General features: G+C 66.5%; 16 protein-coding genes. 6 read left to right on the top strand and 10 right to left on the bottom strand.

Annotated elements, in window-relative coordinates:
• Positions 1–18: 18 nt before the first annotated feature.
• The 5 genes from CFB43_RS01040 to flhD form a co-directional block, all read right to left on the bottom strand.
• On the bottom strand, positions 19–396 hold the full coding sequence (locus CFB43_RS01040; RefSeq protein ID WP_011350594.1) for a response regulator: 378 nt from the start codon (positions 394–396) through the stop codon (positions 19–21).
• A gap of 24 nt (positions 397–420) precedes the next feature.
• Positions 421–1,446: a flagellar motor protein MotB gene (motB, locus tag CFB43_RS01035; protein ID WP_039346832.1), complete on the bottom strand. Its 1,026-nt coding sequence runs from the start codon at positions 1,444–1,446 to the stop codon at positions 421–423.
• Between the two features lie 13 nt (positions 1,447–1,459).
• Complete coding sequence (gene motA, locus CFB43_RS01030; protein ID WP_011350592.1) at positions 1,460–2,320, bottom strand: flagellar motor stator protein MotA; 861 nt, start codon at positions 2,318–2,320, stop codon at positions 1,460–1,462.
• A 168-nt stretch (positions 2,321–2,488) separates the two neighbouring features.
• A complete protein-coding gene (gene flhC / locus CFB43_RS01025; protein WP_011350591.1) occupies positions 2,489–3,043 on the bottom strand; it encodes a flagellar transcriptional regulator FlhC in 555 nt (184 codons plus the stop codon).
• Between the two features lie 92 nt (positions 3,044–3,135).
• Positions 3,136–3,456 carry a flagellar transcriptional regulator FlhD gene (gene flhD / locus CFB43_RS38740; protein ID WP_011350590.1) on the bottom strand — a complete coding sequence of 107 codons (321 nt, stop codon included), beginning with the start codon at positions 3,454–3,456 and terminating at the stop codon, positions 3,136–3,138.
• Between the two features lie 663 nt (positions 3,457–4,119).
• Between flhD and CFB43_RS01010 the strand changes: the two genes are divergently transcribed.
• Positions 4,120–5,184, top strand: coding sequence for a glycosyltransferase family 4 protein (locus CFB43_RS01010; RefSeq protein WP_089483245.1), 1,065 nt, complete (start codon positions 4,120–4,122; stop codon positions 5,182–5,184).
• A 105-nt stretch (positions 5,185–5,289) separates the two neighbouring features.
• Here CFB43_RS01010 and CFB43_RS01005 read toward each other — a convergent pair whose 3' ends face one another.
• Positions 5,290–5,586, bottom strand: coding sequence for an H-NS histone family protein (locus CFB43_RS01005; protein ID WP_021162849.1), 297 nt, complete (start codon positions 5,584–5,586; stop codon positions 5,290–5,292).
• 300 nt (positions 5,587–5,886) lie between these two features.
• Between CFB43_RS01005 and aqpZ the strand changes: the two genes are divergently transcribed.
• Positions 5,887–6,630 (top strand): aquaporin Z, encoded by a 744-nt coding sequence (gene aqpZ / locus CFB43_RS01000; RefSeq protein ID WP_089424232.1) that lies wholly within the window; start codon positions 5,887–5,889, stop codon positions 6,628–6,630.
• Between the two features lie 119 nt (positions 6,631–6,749).
• Here the strand turns inward: aqpZ and CFB43_RS00995 are convergent, their stop codons facing one another.
• Both CFB43_RS00995 and CFB43_RS00990 read right to left on the bottom strand, forming a co-directional pair.
• Positions 6,750–7,574, bottom strand: coding sequence for a Cof-type HAD-IIB family hydrolase (locus CFB43_RS00995; RefSeq protein ID WP_089493889.1), 825 nt, complete (start codon positions 7,572–7,574; stop codon positions 6,750–6,752).
• Positions 7,575–7,709: 135 nt separating this feature from the next.
• Positions 7,710–8,591 carry a BadF/BadG/BcrA/BcrD ATPase family protein gene (locus CFB43_RS00990; protein WP_089493888.1) on the bottom strand — a complete coding sequence of 294 codons (882 nt, stop codon included), beginning with the start codon at positions 8,589–8,591 and terminating at the stop codon, positions 7,710–7,712.
• Positions 8,592–8,733: 142 nt separating this feature from the next.
• Here CFB43_RS00990 and CFB43_RS00985 point away from each other — a divergent pair, with 142 nt between their 5' ends.
• Positions 8,734–9,336, top strand: a complete 603-nt coding sequence (locus CFB43_RS00985) for a DNA-3-methyladenine glycosylase I (RefSeq protein WP_089493887.1) — start codon at positions 8,734–8,736, stop codon at positions 9,334–9,336.
• 129 nt (positions 9,337–9,465) lie between these two features.
• On the opposite strand, the gene CFB43_RS00980 is transcribed toward CFB43_RS00985, so the two are convergent.
• On the bottom strand, positions 9,466–10,701 hold the full coding sequence (locus CFB43_RS00980; protein ID WP_089493886.1) for a PepSY-associated TM helix domain-containing protein: 1,236 nt from the start codon (positions 10,699–10,701) through the stop codon (positions 9,466–9,468).
• Positions 10,702–10,927: 226 nt separating this feature from the next.
• Here CFB43_RS00980 and CFB43_RS00970 point away from each other — a divergent pair, with 226 nt between their 5' ends.
• Entirely contained in the window at positions 10,928–13,051 is a 2,124-nt protein-coding gene (locus CFB43_RS00970) for a TonB-dependent siderophore receptor (protein WP_089493885.1), read from the top strand.
• Positions 13,052–13,209: 158 nt separating this feature from the next.
• Here CFB43_RS00970 and rpsU read toward each other — a convergent pair whose 3' ends face one another.
• Positions 13,210–13,422 carry a 30S ribosomal protein S21 gene (rpsU, locus tag CFB43_RS00965; protein ID WP_006401410.1) on the bottom strand — a complete coding sequence of 71 codons (213 nt, stop codon included), beginning with the start codon at positions 13,420–13,422 and terminating at the stop codon, positions 13,210–13,212.
• A gap of 545 nt (positions 13,423–13,967) precedes the next feature.
• Here rpsU and CFB43_RS00960 point away from each other — a divergent pair.
• Both CFB43_RS00960 and fliD read left to right on the top strand, forming a co-directional pair.
• Positions 13,968–14,786, top strand: coding sequence for a flagellin domain-containing protein (locus CFB43_RS00960; protein WP_011350581.1), 819 nt, complete (start codon positions 13,968–13,970; stop codon positions 14,784–14,786).
• A gap of 193 nt (positions 14,787–14,979) precedes the next feature.
• On the top strand, positions 14,980–16,398 hold the full coding sequence (gene fliD, locus CFB43_RS00955; RefSeq protein ID WP_089493884.1) for a flagellar filament capping protein FliD: 1,419 nt from the start codon (positions 14,980–14,982) through the stop codon (positions 16,396–16,398).
• The last annotated feature ends 15 nt before the right edge of the window (positions 16,399–16,413 follow it).

The following is a 16,413-nucleotide window of genomic DNA, read 5'->3' as shown; positions in this document are numbered from 1 at the left end:
GAATGCGTCGCGTGAATATCAGGAGGCGGCCGGCTCGGACAGCGTCGCGACCAGGTCGACCAGCACGGCGGGGTCGATCGGCTTCTCGATCCAGCCGGTCGCGCCCGCGTCGCGTGCGGCGTCCTTGAACGCGTCGCTGCCTTCGGTCGTCAGCACGAGGATCGGCGTTTCCGTATAGGCGGTCAGCTTGCGCAGCGCGGCGATCACTTCCAGCCCGCTCTTGCGCGGCATGTTCTGGTCGGTCAACACCAGGTCGTACGGCACGGTGGCCGCCAGGTCGAAGCCGGCCTCGCCGTCCGGCGCCACCGTCACGTCGTAGCCGGCCTGCATCAGCGTTGCCTGCAGCAGCGCACGCATGGTCGCGGAGTCGTCGATGGCGAGAATGGTTCGGATCATGTCTGTCTCGGAATCTCGTAAACGTCAGGGTTTCGGCACGGCGACGGCGGACGCCGCGAGCGCCGGGCGCACGGCCGGCGCCGGAGCCAGCTGCTGCGCGAGCTGCTGCGAGCCGGCCGCATCGGCCGACAGCGTCGTGGTCGTCGCATCGTCGCGCATCAGCGCCTCTTCGGATTTGCGGTTCAGCACGATCACGCTGATCCGGCGGTTTTCCGGATCGAGCGGATCGGCCTTGTTCAGGTTCTGGGTCGACGCGAGGCCGAGCACGCGCAGCACTTTCGCCTCGCCCATGCCGCCGGCGATCAGCTCGCGGCGCGACGCGTTCGCGCGGTCGGCCGACAGCTCCCAGTTGCTGTAGCCGCCCTCGCCGCCCGCGTACGGCACGGCGTCGGTGTGGCCCTGGACGATGATCCGGTTCGGCACGTCGTTCAGCGTCTTGCCGATCTCGCGCAGGATGTCGCGCATGTACGGCTCGACGTGGTCGCTCGACATCGCGAACATCGGCCGCTTCTGCGAATCGACGATCTCGATGCGCAGCCCCATCAGCGTGGAATCGATGCGGATCTGCTGCTTGAACTGGCGCAGCGTCGGGTTGGCCTCGATCGCGGCCATCAGCTTGATCTGCAGGTCGTGCAGGCGCGCCTGCTCGAGGCGGTCCTGCGCGGCCTGTGCGTTCTGCGCCTGCGAGCGGGAATGCTCGTCGCCCATCTTCGCGAGACGTTCGGCGAGCTGCGTGGTGCCGTCGGTGCGGCGCAGCGTGCCGGCGTCGACGCTCGACAGGTCGCGGCCGCCGCCGTTGATGATGCTGGAATCCTGCGAGCTGCGGTCGCCGCTGCCGAACAGCGCGGCCTTCAGCGGCGTGTTGAAGTATTCGGCGATCCCCTTCAGCTGCACCGGCGTGACCGAGCTCAGCAGCCACATCAGCAGGAAGAACGCCATCATCGCGGTCATGAAGTCCGCGTACGCGAGCTTCCAGGCGCCGCCGTGGTGGCCCTTCTTCGCCGGGGCCACCCGCTTGACGACGATTGCGCGATCCTTGCTCTTGCTCATTGGGCGCTCCGCGTCACTTTGCCTTCACGCGGCGCACATGTTCTTCGAGTTCGGAGAACGAAGGGCGCTCGGTCGAGAACAGCACCTTGCGGCCGAACTCGACCGCGATCGCCGGCGCATAGCCGTTCAGCGTCGCGAGGATCGTCACCTTGATGCACTGGAACATCTTGGTCGACTCGGCGACGCGCTGCTCCGCGAGGCTCGCGAGCGGCCCGATCAGCCCGTACGACAGCAGGATCCCGAGGAACGTGCCGACCAGCGCCTGCGCGATCATCGCGCCGAGCACCGCGGGCGGCTTGTCGGCCGACGCCATCGTGTGCACGACGCCCATCACGGCCGCGACGATACCGAATGCCGGCATCGCGTCGCCGACACGCATCAGCGCATGCGCGGGGCCTTCGCCTTCCGCGTGGTGCGTCTCGATCTCCTCGTCCATCAGGCTCTCGATCTCGAACGCGTTCATGTTGCCGCCCACCATCAGGCGCAGGTAGTCGGTCAGGAATTCGACGATGTGATGATCGGCGAGGATCTTCGGGTATTGCGTGAAGATCGGGCTCTTTTCCGGATCGTCGATGTCGGCCTCGAGCGTGAGCGTGCCTTCCTTGCGTGCCTTCGCGAGCAGCACGTAAAGAAGCGCCATCAGCTCCATGTAGACATCCTTCGTGTATTTCGAGCCCTTGAAGAGCGTCGGCAGCACGCGCAGCGTGGCCTTGATGGTCTTGCCGCCGTTGCCGAGGATGAACGCGCCGACACCGGCACCCACGATCATCAGGATCTCGACCGGCTGGATCAAGGCGCCCAGATGCCCGCCTGCCAGCGCATAACCGCCGAAGACGGACAACAGCGTCACGAGTGTTCCCACGATAATCAGCACTGCCTGTCCCTCACGAATGACCGGCGGGGAGACCGCCGTTAAACAGGTTTACGGCAGTCGGCAGGAAAACTTTCGCGGGCGGCCAGGCGGCGGCCCGACGGTGTTTACCAGCAATTCGCAGACGATTCGCGCCACCCGGCGCGGCCTGAACGCCCCGCCCGGCGCTGCTCAGGCCGCGGCAGCGGCCAGTTCGGCGCGCGCGGCGGCGGCCTTGCGGGTCTTGCCCGCGCGCGACGGCGGCTGGCAGAGGCCGCAGACGAAACCTTGATGCGGATCATGCGCATGCGCGACGAAGTGGCCGCCGCAGCGCGTGCACGGGGTCATCTGCAGCATCCCCGAATCGAAGAAGCGCACGAGCGTCCACGCGCGCGTGAGGCTCAGCGCGGCCTCGTCGCCGGACAGGTTCACGTGCTCCTGATAGAGCCGGTACGCCTTCACGATCGACTGGATCGGCTCGCAGCGGCCGTGATCCTGCATGAACCGGTAGATGTTGTAGAACAGCGACGAGTGGATGTTCGGCTGCCACGTCATGAACCAGTCGGTCGAGAACGGCAGCATCCCCTTCGGCGGCGACACGCCCTTCAGTTCCTTGTACAGCTTGATCAGACGGTCCCGCGACAGGCTCGTCTCCGCTTCCAGCAGCTGCAGCCGGGCGCCCAGTTCGATCAGTTCGATGGCGAGGGTGATTTCCTTCACCTCGATCACGACGCTTTTGCTTGCCATGGTGATAACCGTCCGCTTGACGTTATTCGGATGGATGGCCAATACGCTGCCCACCGGCGCGGCACGCCGGGACACACGCAAGGCGGGATGGATCAGCGGACGCCTTCGACCTGCTGCCCGGCCATCAGGATGGCCGAGTGGGCGTGCGCGACGACATCGCTGCGGCCCTTGTCGGCGAGCGACGACAGCAGCGCGTGATCATCGAAGCGGAAGCGGCACAGCATCTGGTTCGACGCGGCCAGCTTCACGGTCTGTGCGAGCGTGAGGTTGGCGAGCACGTCGGCGAGTTCCTGGGAAATGCCCATGCGGAACATGCCCATCGCTTTGTCTTCCCGCAGCAGGCGTTGCGCGAGGAGGAGGTACGACAGGTTGACCTCTTTGATCTCACTGAGCATTTCGCTGGTAGCGCTCATGATTCCCCCGTTAAAGAGCTTTGCTTTGGCCATTCGTGTTATGAAAACGTTTGCTCGATCAGGGCGCTCTTGGCGCTCAGTCGGCTCGTTTATAGTCTTACAGGGCGAATTTTGGCCAAACGGCATGTGCGCCGGTATCAGCGAAGTGGCGTATGCCGCGCAGGATTTGTCTGTAAACCGTGTAGGAATTTTTCCGACAAAGCGAATTGAAAGGCTCCATCGGGGAAACGGCTGGCAGCGCGAATTCGGCTGTGATGTGTCCGATGGCCTCCGTGCAGTCCTGGAAGGCTTGCCGGCAAGGCTGCCGGCAATCGGATCGGTAAAAATTATAGTGCTTTTTCACGAAGACGCAACAATAGTTGCGTCTATCTCCGTTTCTGTTTCCACACCCTTTTTATCGGGGTTTTCGCGTATTTCATCGTGTAACAAGCCTTAAGTGTTTGAAAAAACACTCGAACCCCTCAGGGCGATATCGATAATGGACTCCAATGGGCGGCGGCGCGAGCCGTGCCGGCCCGCCCCGCAGCTCGTCGTCCGGCGCCCCGCGCACCCCGCCCAGGGCACGGCCACGTACCGCCAACCGCGTACGCCGGCGAGTTCCGCAACCTTGCACGGGATCCGCATCGGCGCCCCGCGCCCCCGGGTCGAAACAGGAGAACCTCCATGCGAATTGCCCAGATCGCGCCGCTTTACGAAGCCGTTCCGCCGAAACTCTACGGCGGCACCGAGCGTGTCGTGTCCTACCTCACCGAGGCGCTCGTCGATCTCGGCCACGATGTGACCCTGTTCGCCAGCGGCGACTCCGTCACGTCGGCCCGACTCGAGGCGGCCTGGCCGCGCGCACTGCGGCTCGACCCGTCGATCCGCGATTCGATGGCGCCCCATATGCGGCTCCTCGAAAAGGTCGCCCGGGTCGCGCACGAATTCGACGTGCTGCACTTCCACCTCGACTACCTGCCGTTCCCGCTGATGTCGCGCCTCGACACGCCGTACGTGACGACGCTGCACGGCCGCCTCGACCTGCCGGAACTGCAGCCCGTGTTCGACGCGTTCCCGGACGCGCCGGTCGTGTCGATCTCGAACAACCAGCGCAAGCCGCTGCCGCAGGCCGCGTGGGCCGGCACCGTGTATCACGGGCTGCCCGACACGCTGCTCACGCCGCAGCCGGGCGTGAAGCCCGAATACCTCGCGTTCCTCGGCCGGATCTGCCCGGAAAAGCGCGTCGACACCGCGATCCGGATCGCCGCGCAAAGCGGGCTGCCGCTCAAGATCGCCGCGAAGGTCGACAAGGCCGACGCCGACTACTTCAAGGAAGTGATCGAGCCGCTGCTCGGCCAGGCGCACGTCGAATTCATCGGCGAGATCAACGAGGCGCAGAAGCCCGCGTTCCTGTCCGGCGCGAAGGCGCTGCTGTTCCCGATCGACTGGCCGGAGCCGTTCGGCCTGGTGATGATCGAGGCGATGGCCTGCGGCACGCCGGTCGTCGCGTTCAACCGCGGCTCGGTGCCCGAAGTGATCGAGGACGGCGTGACCGGCTTCATCGTCGAGGACGTGCAGGGCGCGGTCGGCGCGCTGCACCGGATCGACAGCCTGTCGCGCACCGCCATCCGCGAACGTTTCGATACGCGCTTCAGCTCGAAGGCCATGGCGCAGCGATATGTCGAAACTTACGAATCGCTTTGCACGGGAGCCCGACAACCGGCATTGCGCCGGGTCGCCGGCGCCTGACACTGAATGCCGCAAGGAAATATGCCGTAATCCAATCCGCGCCCAAATTGGCGCGGATAACAAAAGAGCCGCATCTCGATGCGGCTCTTTTGTTTGGGCTTTCGGTCATTCGATGAGGAAACGATCGCGGTTTTTACCGACGATCCAATTCGGCGGCTTGCCGCGCCCGCTCCAGGTCGCGCCCGACTTCGGATCGCGGTATTTCGGGGGCAGCGGCGCCTTCTTCGGCGGACGCCCGCGCTTCGCTCGCTCCGCGAAGCCCAGATCCTGGGCAGTCAGCCCATATTCGGCAATCTTTTGCTGGACTTCCGCAATCACCGCCGCCACTTCCTGGCGGCGCACATCGTCCGCCTGGGCCTGCAGATCGGCGATCTGCGCCTTGAGCTTCGCGTATTGAGACATTTTTTGACTCCCCTTTTCGATGATGCGGCCCCGGCGAATCCGGCCGGGACACCAACATCCGTTACGCCATCCGCACTGCCGCCCTGCCCTTCGAAATTAATGCTGCCATCTTTAACCGATTCGGCTATATCGAGAATGCGGACTTATTCTAATAAAAGGCATTCGTCAGCTATTCAAATTTAACAATCGTTGACCCTCCCCGACCCGATTCATTTCCTATAATCCAGACCAATTCCGGGTGACGGTTTAAATCCGTCGCGTCGTCCGGTTGTCTTCAATCCACTTGAACGAGGTCCTTACATGAATCTTTCTCAGCGTCTCGCTGCAGAGGTATTCGGCACGTTCTGGCTGGTGCTCGGCGGGTGCGGAAGCGCCGTGCTGGCCGCCGCCTTTCCGGGCCTCGGCATCGGCTTTGCCGGCGTCGCACTTGCCTTCGGCCTGACCGTGCTGACGATGGCATTCGCAATTGGCCACATTTCGGGCTGCCACCTGAATCCGGCGGTGAGCGTCGGCCTGACGGTCGCCGGCCGCTTCCCCGCACGGGATCTCGTGCCGTACATCGTCGCGCAGGTGGTCGGCGCGACGCTTGGTGCATTCGTGCTGTACCTGATCGCGACCGGCAAACCGGGCTTCGACGTCGTCGGCAGCGGCTTCGCGACGAACGGCTTCGGCGAGCGCTCGCCCGGCCACTACGCACTCAGTTCGGCGTTCATTTGCGAAGTCGTGATGACGGGCTTCTTCCTGTTCGTGATCCTGGGCGCCACCGACAAGCGCGGCGTGCCGGCCGGCTTTGCGCCGATCGCGATCGGCCTGTGCCTGACGCTGATCCACCTGATCTCGATTCCGGTCACCAACACGTCGGTGAACCCGGCCCGCTCGACCGGCCCCGCGCTGTTCGTGGGCGGCGATGCGATCGGTCAGCTCTGGCTGTTCTGGGTGGCACCGATCATCGGCGCGGTACTCGCCGGGATCATCTATCCGCTGGTCGCGGGGCGTGACGACGCCGTCGACCTGCTGCCGGCATCGGCTCGCACAAGCGAATAAAACACTACGGGGTCAAGCGAGCAGAGCAGCGAGCCTCACGCTGTCGAAGAAGATCGAGGCAAGTCATTTCGACGGGCGCCACTGGCGCCCGTTTTTCATTTCCGCCCCCGGCGGGACGCTCAGGAGGCGGCGACGTTGTCTTCGAGCGAGAACAGCGTGCGCAGGTGGCGGGCGACGCCCGCATCGAAGTTGTTGCCGATCCGCGGGATGTGCGGGAGCCGCGCGACCAGGTCGGGATTCGCGTTGTTCATCATGAACGCGTGGCCGGCGGTTTCGAGCAGGTCGATATCGTTCATGTTGTCGCCGAACGCGATGCAGTGGCCGGTGTCGACGCCGAGCCGTGCGAGCACCGAGCGCAACGCGCGGCCCTTCGACACGTTCGCGGTCATCACCTCGAGGCAGTCGGGCAGCGAGTACGTGACGTACAGCGCATCGCCGAAGCGCACGCGCATCTGCTCGGCGACGACCGCCAGATCGGCCGGATCGCCGATGTACAGCACCTTCGCGATATCCGCGCCGTCATGCGCGGGCATGTCGATCACGTCGTAGCGGAAGCCCGAATCCTGGTGGAATTCGAGCAGGTGCGGCGCATCGCGGTCGATCAGCCAGCCCTGGTCGGTGAACAGGTTGACGATCACGCGGCCGTGCGCGCCGACGACCTCGGGCTGCACGAGGCCGCGGACGATCGCCGGATCGATGTCCTGCGCGTGGATCGTCGTGTCGTCCGGCGCATGCACGCGCGCGCCGTTCGACGTGATCAGGTACGGCCGGATGCCGAGCACGTCGCGAATGCCGGCGACGTCCGCGTAATGGCGCCCGGTGGCGATCACGAACTGCAGGCCGTCGCGGTCGAGCCGGCGGACGGTGTCGATCGTGTATGGATCGAGCTGGTGGTCGCTGTTCAGCAGGGTACCGTCGAGATCGGTGGCGATGACTTTGTACATGGGACGGAAGAATGGCGCTCAGGGCTCTGCGGAACGGCCATTCTAACGTCGGGCCCGGTTGCCCGCCGGACGGTTCCCGGCCGATTGCCGCCCGCGGCGCGGTTGCGGTGCGCTTTCCTCCGGCTCGACACGCCGTCAGCGCCCTTCCGCCGCCCGCAGCGCCTGCAGCGCGAGCCGCAGCGCGCCGTGCGCGGAATCGTCGAGCGGCGCGCGCAGCCGCCCGGCGTGGCGCGCCGGCACGGCCGGTGCGAGGGCGTCCGCCAATCCGCCGCACAGCGCGACCGGCAGCGCCTGCTGCGGATCGAGCGCGTCGATCATCTTGCCGATCTCGTCGCCCGCCTGCGCGATCAGCGCGCCGGCGACCGGATGCGAACGGTGCGCGAACACGATCGGCGCAAGCCGCGCGTAAATCGTCTGGTTCGCATCGCACGACCACTGGACGAGCGCGTCGCGATCCTGCGCGCCCGTTTCCGCGAGCAGCGCGCTGGCGAACGCATCGCGCGGCACGCGGCCGTCGAGCGCCTGCTGCGCATAGGCGAGCGCGCGCACGCCGAGCCATGCGCCGCTCGCCTCGTCGCCGGACGGGAAGCCGAAGCCGCCGGCGATCCGGCACGCGCCGGCCGCATCGAGCGCGGCGGCGATGCTGCCGGTGCCGAGCGCGACGATCAGCCCCGGCGCGCCGCCGTGCGCGCCGACGACGGTCGTATACGCGTCGCTCTCGACCGCGAGCGCGCCGAGCGGCGCCTGCGCGCGGAACGCGGCCAGCCACGCCGCATTGTTGACGCCCGCGAGCCCGCAGCCGAGCGCGCACTGCGACCAGTCGAATGCATGACCGGCCTGGGTGAACGCATCCGCGCAGGCTGCGCCGATCGACGCCCACGCGCGCTCGATGCCGAGCCCGAGCCCCGACGGGCCGCCGCGCCCCTGCGCGAGCTCGCGCCCGTGCCGGTCGGCCAGCACCGCGCGCGTGCCCGTGCCGCCGCCGTCGATGCCGATCGCAAAAAGTAATGCCGCCATGCCTTCATCCCGCTGATTCGAACAGGCGCCAAGCTTAACCGGATCGGCGCCGCGCGCCCATCTGCCGTTCGGCCGGCTGTTCCGTGAAAAGGGCTTCCGCTATGCTGACGCGATCGAATCGATACGAAAAGCGAGGCAGACGATGTCGCAGCGGTGCAACTGGGTGAAGACGGAAGCGGATGCTCACTATCACGATACCGAGTGGGGCGTGCCGTCGCACGACGATCGCCACCTGTTCGAAATGCTGATCCTGGAAGGCGCGCAGGCCGGACTGTCGTGGTCGACGATCCTGAACAAGCGCGCGGGCTATCGCGAAGCCTTTGCGGATTTCGACGTCGATGCCGTCGCGCGCTTCACGCCGAAACGCATCGAGAAGCTGCTGGAGAATCCCGGCATCGTGCGCAACCGCGCGAAGGTCGAATCGGCGGTCACCAACGCGCGCGCCGTGCAGCGCATCCGCGAAGAGCACGGGTCGCTCGCCGCGTTCCTGTGGTCGTTCGTCGGCGATACGCCGGTCCAGAACGCGTGGCAGTCGTACCGCGACGCGCCCGCGTCGACCGAACAGTCCGACGCGCTCAGCAAGGCGCTGAAGGCGTATGGCTGCAAGTTCGTCGGCTCGACGATCTGCTATGCGCTGATGCAGGCCACCGGCATGGTCAACGATCACGAAGTTGGCTGCCCGTGCCACGCGCAATGCGCGGCGCTCGGCGGCAAATCGCCCGCACGCCGGCGCAAGGCGGGCTGACGGCACGAAGCGGGCCGACGGCGCGGGCAGCGGCCGGCCGCCCGCCGGCCCCCGCGGCCCAGCGCGGGTTACGCCGCCCGCTCACCGCTCACCGCTCACGAAGCGCGGCGCTGCGCGGCGCGCCACACCTCACCTTGCGGCGCGCGACGACGCCGGCGCAACCGCCCGCATGCTGCGCGCGGCCCGCACACGGGCGCTGCGCTTCTTCACCCAGATGCAGATGCCCGTCACGCTCAGCATCGCGATCACGATACCGAGCGCGCTCACCGCCGCACGCCCCGCGACGCCGGCGATCCGCCCCGAGTGCAGCGGAAACTGCGCCTGCATGAACAGGTCGCCGGCCGAACCGCGGCCCGGCACCTGGGCGGCGACGGGCCTGCCGGTCACCGCATCCCAATAGAGCCACGCATTGCCGAGCCCGACGTCGCCGTGATCGTTGCCGGGCGTGAAGAACCCGACCGCATAGGCATTCATCGCCGGCGCGAACAGCAGCGCGCCGGGCGGCGCGGCGAAACCCGCGTCGCGCCCGGCCGCGCGCGCGATCTCGACGATCCGCTCGCGCGGCAGGATCGTGCTGCCCGGCGCGGCGGGCGGGAAGTGTTCGGGATTCGTGTACGGCGTCTCGGCCAGCGGCGACACCAGCGATACCAGCGGCCGCACGACGGGCACGGCGAGATTCATCGAGATCGACGTGACCGCGACGACCAGCAGCAGCCCCCACACCCACACGCCGCCCGAGCGGTGCAAGTCGAACACCAGCGGATAGCCGCCGCGGCGCACGCGGAACGCAAACGACTTGCGCCAGCTCTTCGGGTTCGGAAACGCGAGCACGAGCGCGATCAGGCAGTCGATCGCCCACACGATGCCGACGACGCCCATCACCCAGAACCCGAAGTTGATCCCGCCGTACATGGGCAGGAACAGCGAATAGTGCAGCCGGTAGATGAACGGCATCAGGCCGAGCCGCGCAACCGACAGCGCGCCCCATTCGCGGCGGGCCTGCACCGCGCCCGTCGCGGGATCGACGGCGATCTGGCTGAAGCCGAGCGCGTACGGCTGGCCCGTTGCAGGGTCGGTGCGCGGCATCACGCCCGCCTGCAGCGTGTGGCCCGGCTCGATCGCGAGCGGCAGATAGGTCACCTGCACGCGCGGGTCGGCAGCCTCGATGCGCGTCGCGAGCGCGAGCGGATCAAGCGGCGCCGCATCGCTGCGGGCGGTGTAGAAGTCCGGGTTCAGTGCCGCGTCGAGTTCGTGATCCCACGCGATCAGCGCGCCGGTAAGGCCCGCGACGAACAGGAACAGCGCGATCGCGAGGCCGAACCAGCGATGCAGGCGGACGAGAAACGGCCGCAGAAACGCGTTCATCGCGCGCCCTGGGAAAGGAAAGCGGGCCGGCACGAGCGGCCCCGGTTCAACGGGATGCAGGTCATTTGCGGTCAGGCGCCGCGCACGAGCCGGCCGGCCGCCGCTGGCGAGGCCGGATGCCCTTGCACGCGGCATGGAATTGTTGCGCGTTCGACGGGTTTTGATACGATGCGCAACATTTTATCGCAATGCGAATGATTCTTACTTGCATTTTTACTTACCCGCCATGACCGTCAGCCTCGCCCGTCCTCCCGTCCGCCCACGTCGCGTGGCCGCCGCCCTTGCCTGCCTTGCCGCGTCGCTCGCGCACGCGGACGATTCGCCCGGCGGCGCCACGGCGTTGCCGGCCATCAACGTCACCGCTGCGCATGACTCGCCGCAGCACCTGACCGACACGCTCTCCACCGGTGCGCTCGGCACGCGCCGCCAGCTCGACACGCCGTTCTCGACGACGATCGTCACGTCGGAGGAGCTCGAGGCACGCCAGCCGTACAAGCTCGGCGACGTGTTCGCGAACGACGCCTCGGTGTCCGACAACAGCGGTGCGTACAGCGCATGGGCCAGCTACATGACCGTGCGCGGCATGCAGCTCGACTGGCAGAACGGCTACAAGATCGACGGGCTGCCGTTCGTCACGTACGGGATCACGATGCCGTACGAACAGCTCGACCGCGTCGAGCTGCTGAAAGGGCTCGGCGGGTTCCTGTACGGCTTCGTGACGCCCGGCGGTGTCGTCAACTACGTAACGAAGCAGCCTGGCGTCGAACCGGTACGCAGCGTCGACGTCGGCTACCGGAGCACCAACGTGTGGACCGAGCACGTCGATCTCGGCCAGCGCTTCGGGCCGAACGGCCTATTCGGCGCGCGGCTGAACGCGACGCACGAGGAAGGCAAGACGTACAACGACGGCAACATCCGCCGCGACAGCGTCTCGCTCGCGCTGCAGGCGAACCTGACGCGGGACCTGTCGGTGACCTTCGGCGCGCTGTACCAGGACCGCCGCACGACGGGCCAGACGCCGTCGATCTTCACCGGCAGCTACCCGGGCGGCGCGCTGCCCGCGACGATCAGCGGCGGCACGACGAACCTCGGCGGCAAGGACCAGTACCTGAACACGAACCTGCAGCTCTACACGGCCGGGCTGCAATACCAGCTCGCGCCCGACTGGCAGCTCGACGTCGCGTACAGCTACAGCAAGGCGACGCGCCGCCGCAACGAAAGCACGCTGTACCTGCAGGACGCGGCCGGCAACTACACCGACAGCCGCTACGTCGGGATGGAGGATCACCGCTTCAGCCAGTGGCGCGCGATGGTCGAGGGCAAGGTGCGCACGGGCCCGTTCAGCCACCAGATCGTGCTCGGCGCGTCGTGGCAGAAGCAGGCGAACGACTATTCGGCGAACAGCGTGTTCGTGCCGCTCGGCGCCGGCAACCTGTATGCGCCGAACCCATACCGCTACGACAGCCCGCACGGCTTCATCCAGTACCGCACGAGCGAGATCGTGCAGAAATCGCTGTTCGCGAGCGACACCGTGCAGCTCACCGAGCGGTGGTCGGTGCTCGCCGGCGTGCGCTACATGAATTACGAGCAGCGCTCGTTCCAGGCGAGCGGCGCCGAGGATCCCGGCTACCGCCAGAACGGCGTGGTCACGCCGACGTTCGCGGTGATGTTCAAGCTCGCGCCGACCACGACCGCTTACGCGAGCTACGCCGAATCGCTCGAGCCCGGCAGCCGCGTGAACGACGTCTACGCGAACGCCGGCCAGGTGCTCAAGCCGCTGCGCAGCAAGCAATACGAGCTGGGGATCAAGAGCGAGCACGCGCGCTGGAGCGCGACGGCCGCGCTGTTCCGCATCGAGCGCAGCGCCGAATATGCGAACGCCGCGAACGTCTACGTGCAGGACGGCGAATCGATCATCCAGGGGATCGAGTTCGGTGCGCGCGCGAAATTCGGCGCACGCTGGAACGCAGGCGTCGACGCGATGCTGCTCGACGCGTGGTATGCGAACGGAATCGGCAACAACGGCAACCGTGTCGCGGGCGCGCCACGTTTCGTGCTCGCCGGCGACCTCGGCTACGCGGTGCCGGGCGTGCCGGGGCTGACGCTCGGCGTCGACGCGAAATTCACCGGCGCGACGCCGCTGCGCGCGGCCGGCGGCCTCGACGCGCCGGGCTTTCTCGTCGTCAATGCGGGCGCGCGCTACCTGACGCGGGTAGGCCGCCACGACGTGACGCTGCGCGCGTCGATCGACAACGTGCTGAACCGCCGTTACTGGGAATACCAGTACGCGGACTACGTGAAGCCGGGCGACCCGCGCACGGTGAGCCTGAGCGCGAAGATCGACTTCTGAACGGCGGGCCGGCGGCCGCAAACCGCCGGCCGTCAGCCATTAGCCGGCACGGCCGCCGCGCCACGGCCTCGGGATTTTCCCGGCCCCCAAAAGCAAAACGGCGGAGCGGCTTCTTTCGAAGCACGCTCCGCCGTTTCGCGGCGAACCGTAAGACGCTCTTAGTGGAGCTTCTTCGGCAGCATCTGGCTGCGCAGGCGCTTGTGCAGGCGCTTGACGGCTGCTGCCTTCTTGCGCTTGCGGACTGCGGTCGGCTTTTCGTAGGACTGGCGTTCGCGCAGTTCAGCGATCAGGCCATTTTTTTCGATAGCACGGCGAAAGCGGCGAATCGCCACTTCGAACGGCTCGTTTTCTTTCAGAAGAATCGTCGTCATGTCGTTCCTAAATTGCTTAAACGGTCAAAAACGTAGCGGCCAAGCGCCACGCACCGGCCATCCGAGCGTCCCCACAAACAGGCGAAACGAGCGGAAATACGGCCTCGGAGGCCGGAAAAGAGAGGCGGAAAGCACCGCGAGTACGCTTCACAACCGCGTGCAGCGCCGCGTTTGACTGCCAGCAGACATGCCGAAAAACGGCAGAGGCTTGACAGAAATCTCAATTCAGCCCGCCATCATAGCAGAGAATCACAGACAAAACTACCCTTTTGCATCCCCCGGTTCGTCGCTCCGCGTGGCGCGGCCGCTCGCCCCGTCGAACGGGGCCGGGTGCCGCGCCTGCCGGCGGCCCGGCCGGCCAAGCCGGGCGGGCCTTTCGGCCGACAACCCTCCTTCCGTCCCGAATTTCCCCAAACATCCCTCTAAAGTTTTCGCCGGGTGCCGCCGTCAACCAGGAAAGGCGGGGCAGCGCCAGTCGCGATAAAGCGCAACGCCGAAATCAGAACCTGTCTGTATCCCAGCCATTTTCCAAAACGAGGAAGCAAATGCTGAACATCAACACCAACATCCTTTCGCTGACGACGCAGACGAATCTGTCGGGCTCGCAAAGCGCACTGTCGCAAGCAATCAACCGCCTGTCGTCGGGCAAGCGCATCAACACCGCTGCCGACGATGCAGCAGGCCTGGCGATCTCGACGTCGCAAACGGCGGCAATCAATGCGCTGACGCAAGGTGTTGCAAACGCGAACAACGGCATCTCGATGATCCAGACCGCCAACGGCGCGCTGCAATCGACGGTCGACAACCTGCAGCGTATCCGTACGCTGGCGCAACAAGCTGGCGACGGCTCGCTGGATTCGAGCGCTCGCGCGAACCTGCAAGCTGAAGTGACGACGCGTCTCGGCGAAATCGACCGTGTCGCATCGCAAACGACGTTCAACAGCCAGACCATCCTGGGCGGCACCGGCAGCGTCACGTTCCAGATCGGCGCAGCAGCGAACCAGGTCGTTACCGTCGACTTCGGCACGGCGAACTGGAACAGCACGGGCATGAGCGTGAACACCCTGAGCGTCGCCACGCAGTCGGGCGCGCAATCGGCGATCACGGCGATCGACGCGGCACTGAAGCAAGTCAACACGTTCCAGGCAACGCTGGGCGCAGCACAGAACACGTTCCAGGCTGCGATCTCGACGACGCAAACCCAGGCAACCAACATGACCGCCGCTCGCTCGCAGATCACCGACGCGGACTTCGCGACGGAAACGGCGAACCTGAGCAAGGCGCAAGTGCTGCAACAAGCTGGTATCTCGGTTCTGGCGCAAGCGAACTCGCTGCCGCAGCAAGTCCTGAAGCTCCTCGGCTAATCGAGCAGCACCCGCGGCGGGCCACGCGCCCGCCCGCCTCCGGGCCCGGCGGCGTCGCCATGCGATGCATCGCGACGCCGCCGACACCGCCCGGATCAGAATTTTCCAGGGAGGCACGCCTCCCTCTTTGCATTGAACCGCGGCGCCCCGCCGCATCGCGCACGTTGGTTGCGCGGACGACCGGAGCAACGGCATGGCCACCACGACCCCCGTCAGCAGCACGGACATCAGCAGCATCCTGGCGAATGCAGGTCAATCGATCATCAGCGGCGCGACCAATTCGTCGCTCGACGTCAATACGCTCGTCACGACGCTGGTGAACGCGAAGACGGCCGGGCAATTGCAGACCCTGCAGACCCGCCAGACGAACGACAATACGCAGCTGTCCGCGATCGGCCAGCTGAAGGGGGCGCTGTCCGCGCTGCAGACCGCGCTCACCGGCCTCTCGGACGGCACCGCGCTCGGCAGCCTGGCCGCGACGGCGAGCGGCACGGGCATCGCGACGACGATCAAGAGCGGCAGCGGCGCGGTGGCCGGTTCGTATTCAGTCAATGTCACGCAGCTCGCGACCGCCAACAAGCTGTCGTCGGCCGGCGTGACGTCGGCGGACACGATCTCGGCCGGCTCGCTGAGCATCACGTTCGGCAGCAACCCCGCGTTCAACGTCAACGTGGCGGCCGGCGCGTCGCTGTCCGACATCGCGTCGTCGATCAACTCCGCGTCCGGCAATGCCGGCGTCACCGCGTCGGTCATCACCGGTTCGGACGGCCAGCATCTCGTGATGCAGTCGAACGCCACCGGCGCGGCCAACACGATCTCGATCACGGGCACGGGCGTCAACTCGAAACTGACGTCGGGGTACACGACGGTCACGCCGGCCGCCGACGCGAAGCTGACGATCGACGGCACGCCGGTGTCGAGCGCGTCGAACAACGTGTCGGGCGCGCTGACGGGCGTCACGCTGGCGCTGTCGCAGGCCGCCGTCGGCACGACGCAAACCGTCACGCTGTCGCAGGACACCGCCGCGGCGACGACCGCGATCAACAATTTCGCGACCGCGTATACCAACTTCGTGAACACCGCGAAATCGCTGACGAGCTACGACTCGACGGCGAAGACCGCCGGCCCGCTGCTCGGCGACGCGATGATGAACACGATCAGGAACACGCTCGCGACGACGCTCAGCAGCGGCGTCACGACGGGCGGCACGACCTATGCGCTCGGCAGCATCGGCATCAACGTGGACTCGACCGGCGCGATGTCGGTCGACACCGCCGCACTGACCACCGCGCTCAAGTCGAACAGCTCCGCGGTGGCGGCGATCTTCAACCAGACGAACGGCATCGCCCAGGCGCTCAATGCGAACATCACCTCGTACACGCAGACGTCCGGCCTGATCGACCAGCGCACCACCGCGATCAATGCCGATCTGACGAGCGTGCAGAGTCAGGCCACGCAACTGCAGACCTACTCGAACCAGCTGACCACGCAATACACCGCGCAGTTCACCGCGCTGAACACGCTGATGGCGCAGATGGCGAACAACACCCGCTACCTGACCCAGCTGTTCGGCGGCCAGAACAGCTCCGGCGCGTTGGCCAACAACAAGTAAGCCTTGGCAGCCCCC

The sequence above is a fragment of the Burkholderia sp. AU15512 genome (assembly GCF_002223325.1).
Classification (GTDB): domain Bacteria; phylum Pseudomonadota; class Gammaproteobacteria; order Burkholderiales; family Burkholderiaceae; genus Burkholderia.
This window is presented reverse-complemented; position numbering and strand designations above follow the sequence as displayed.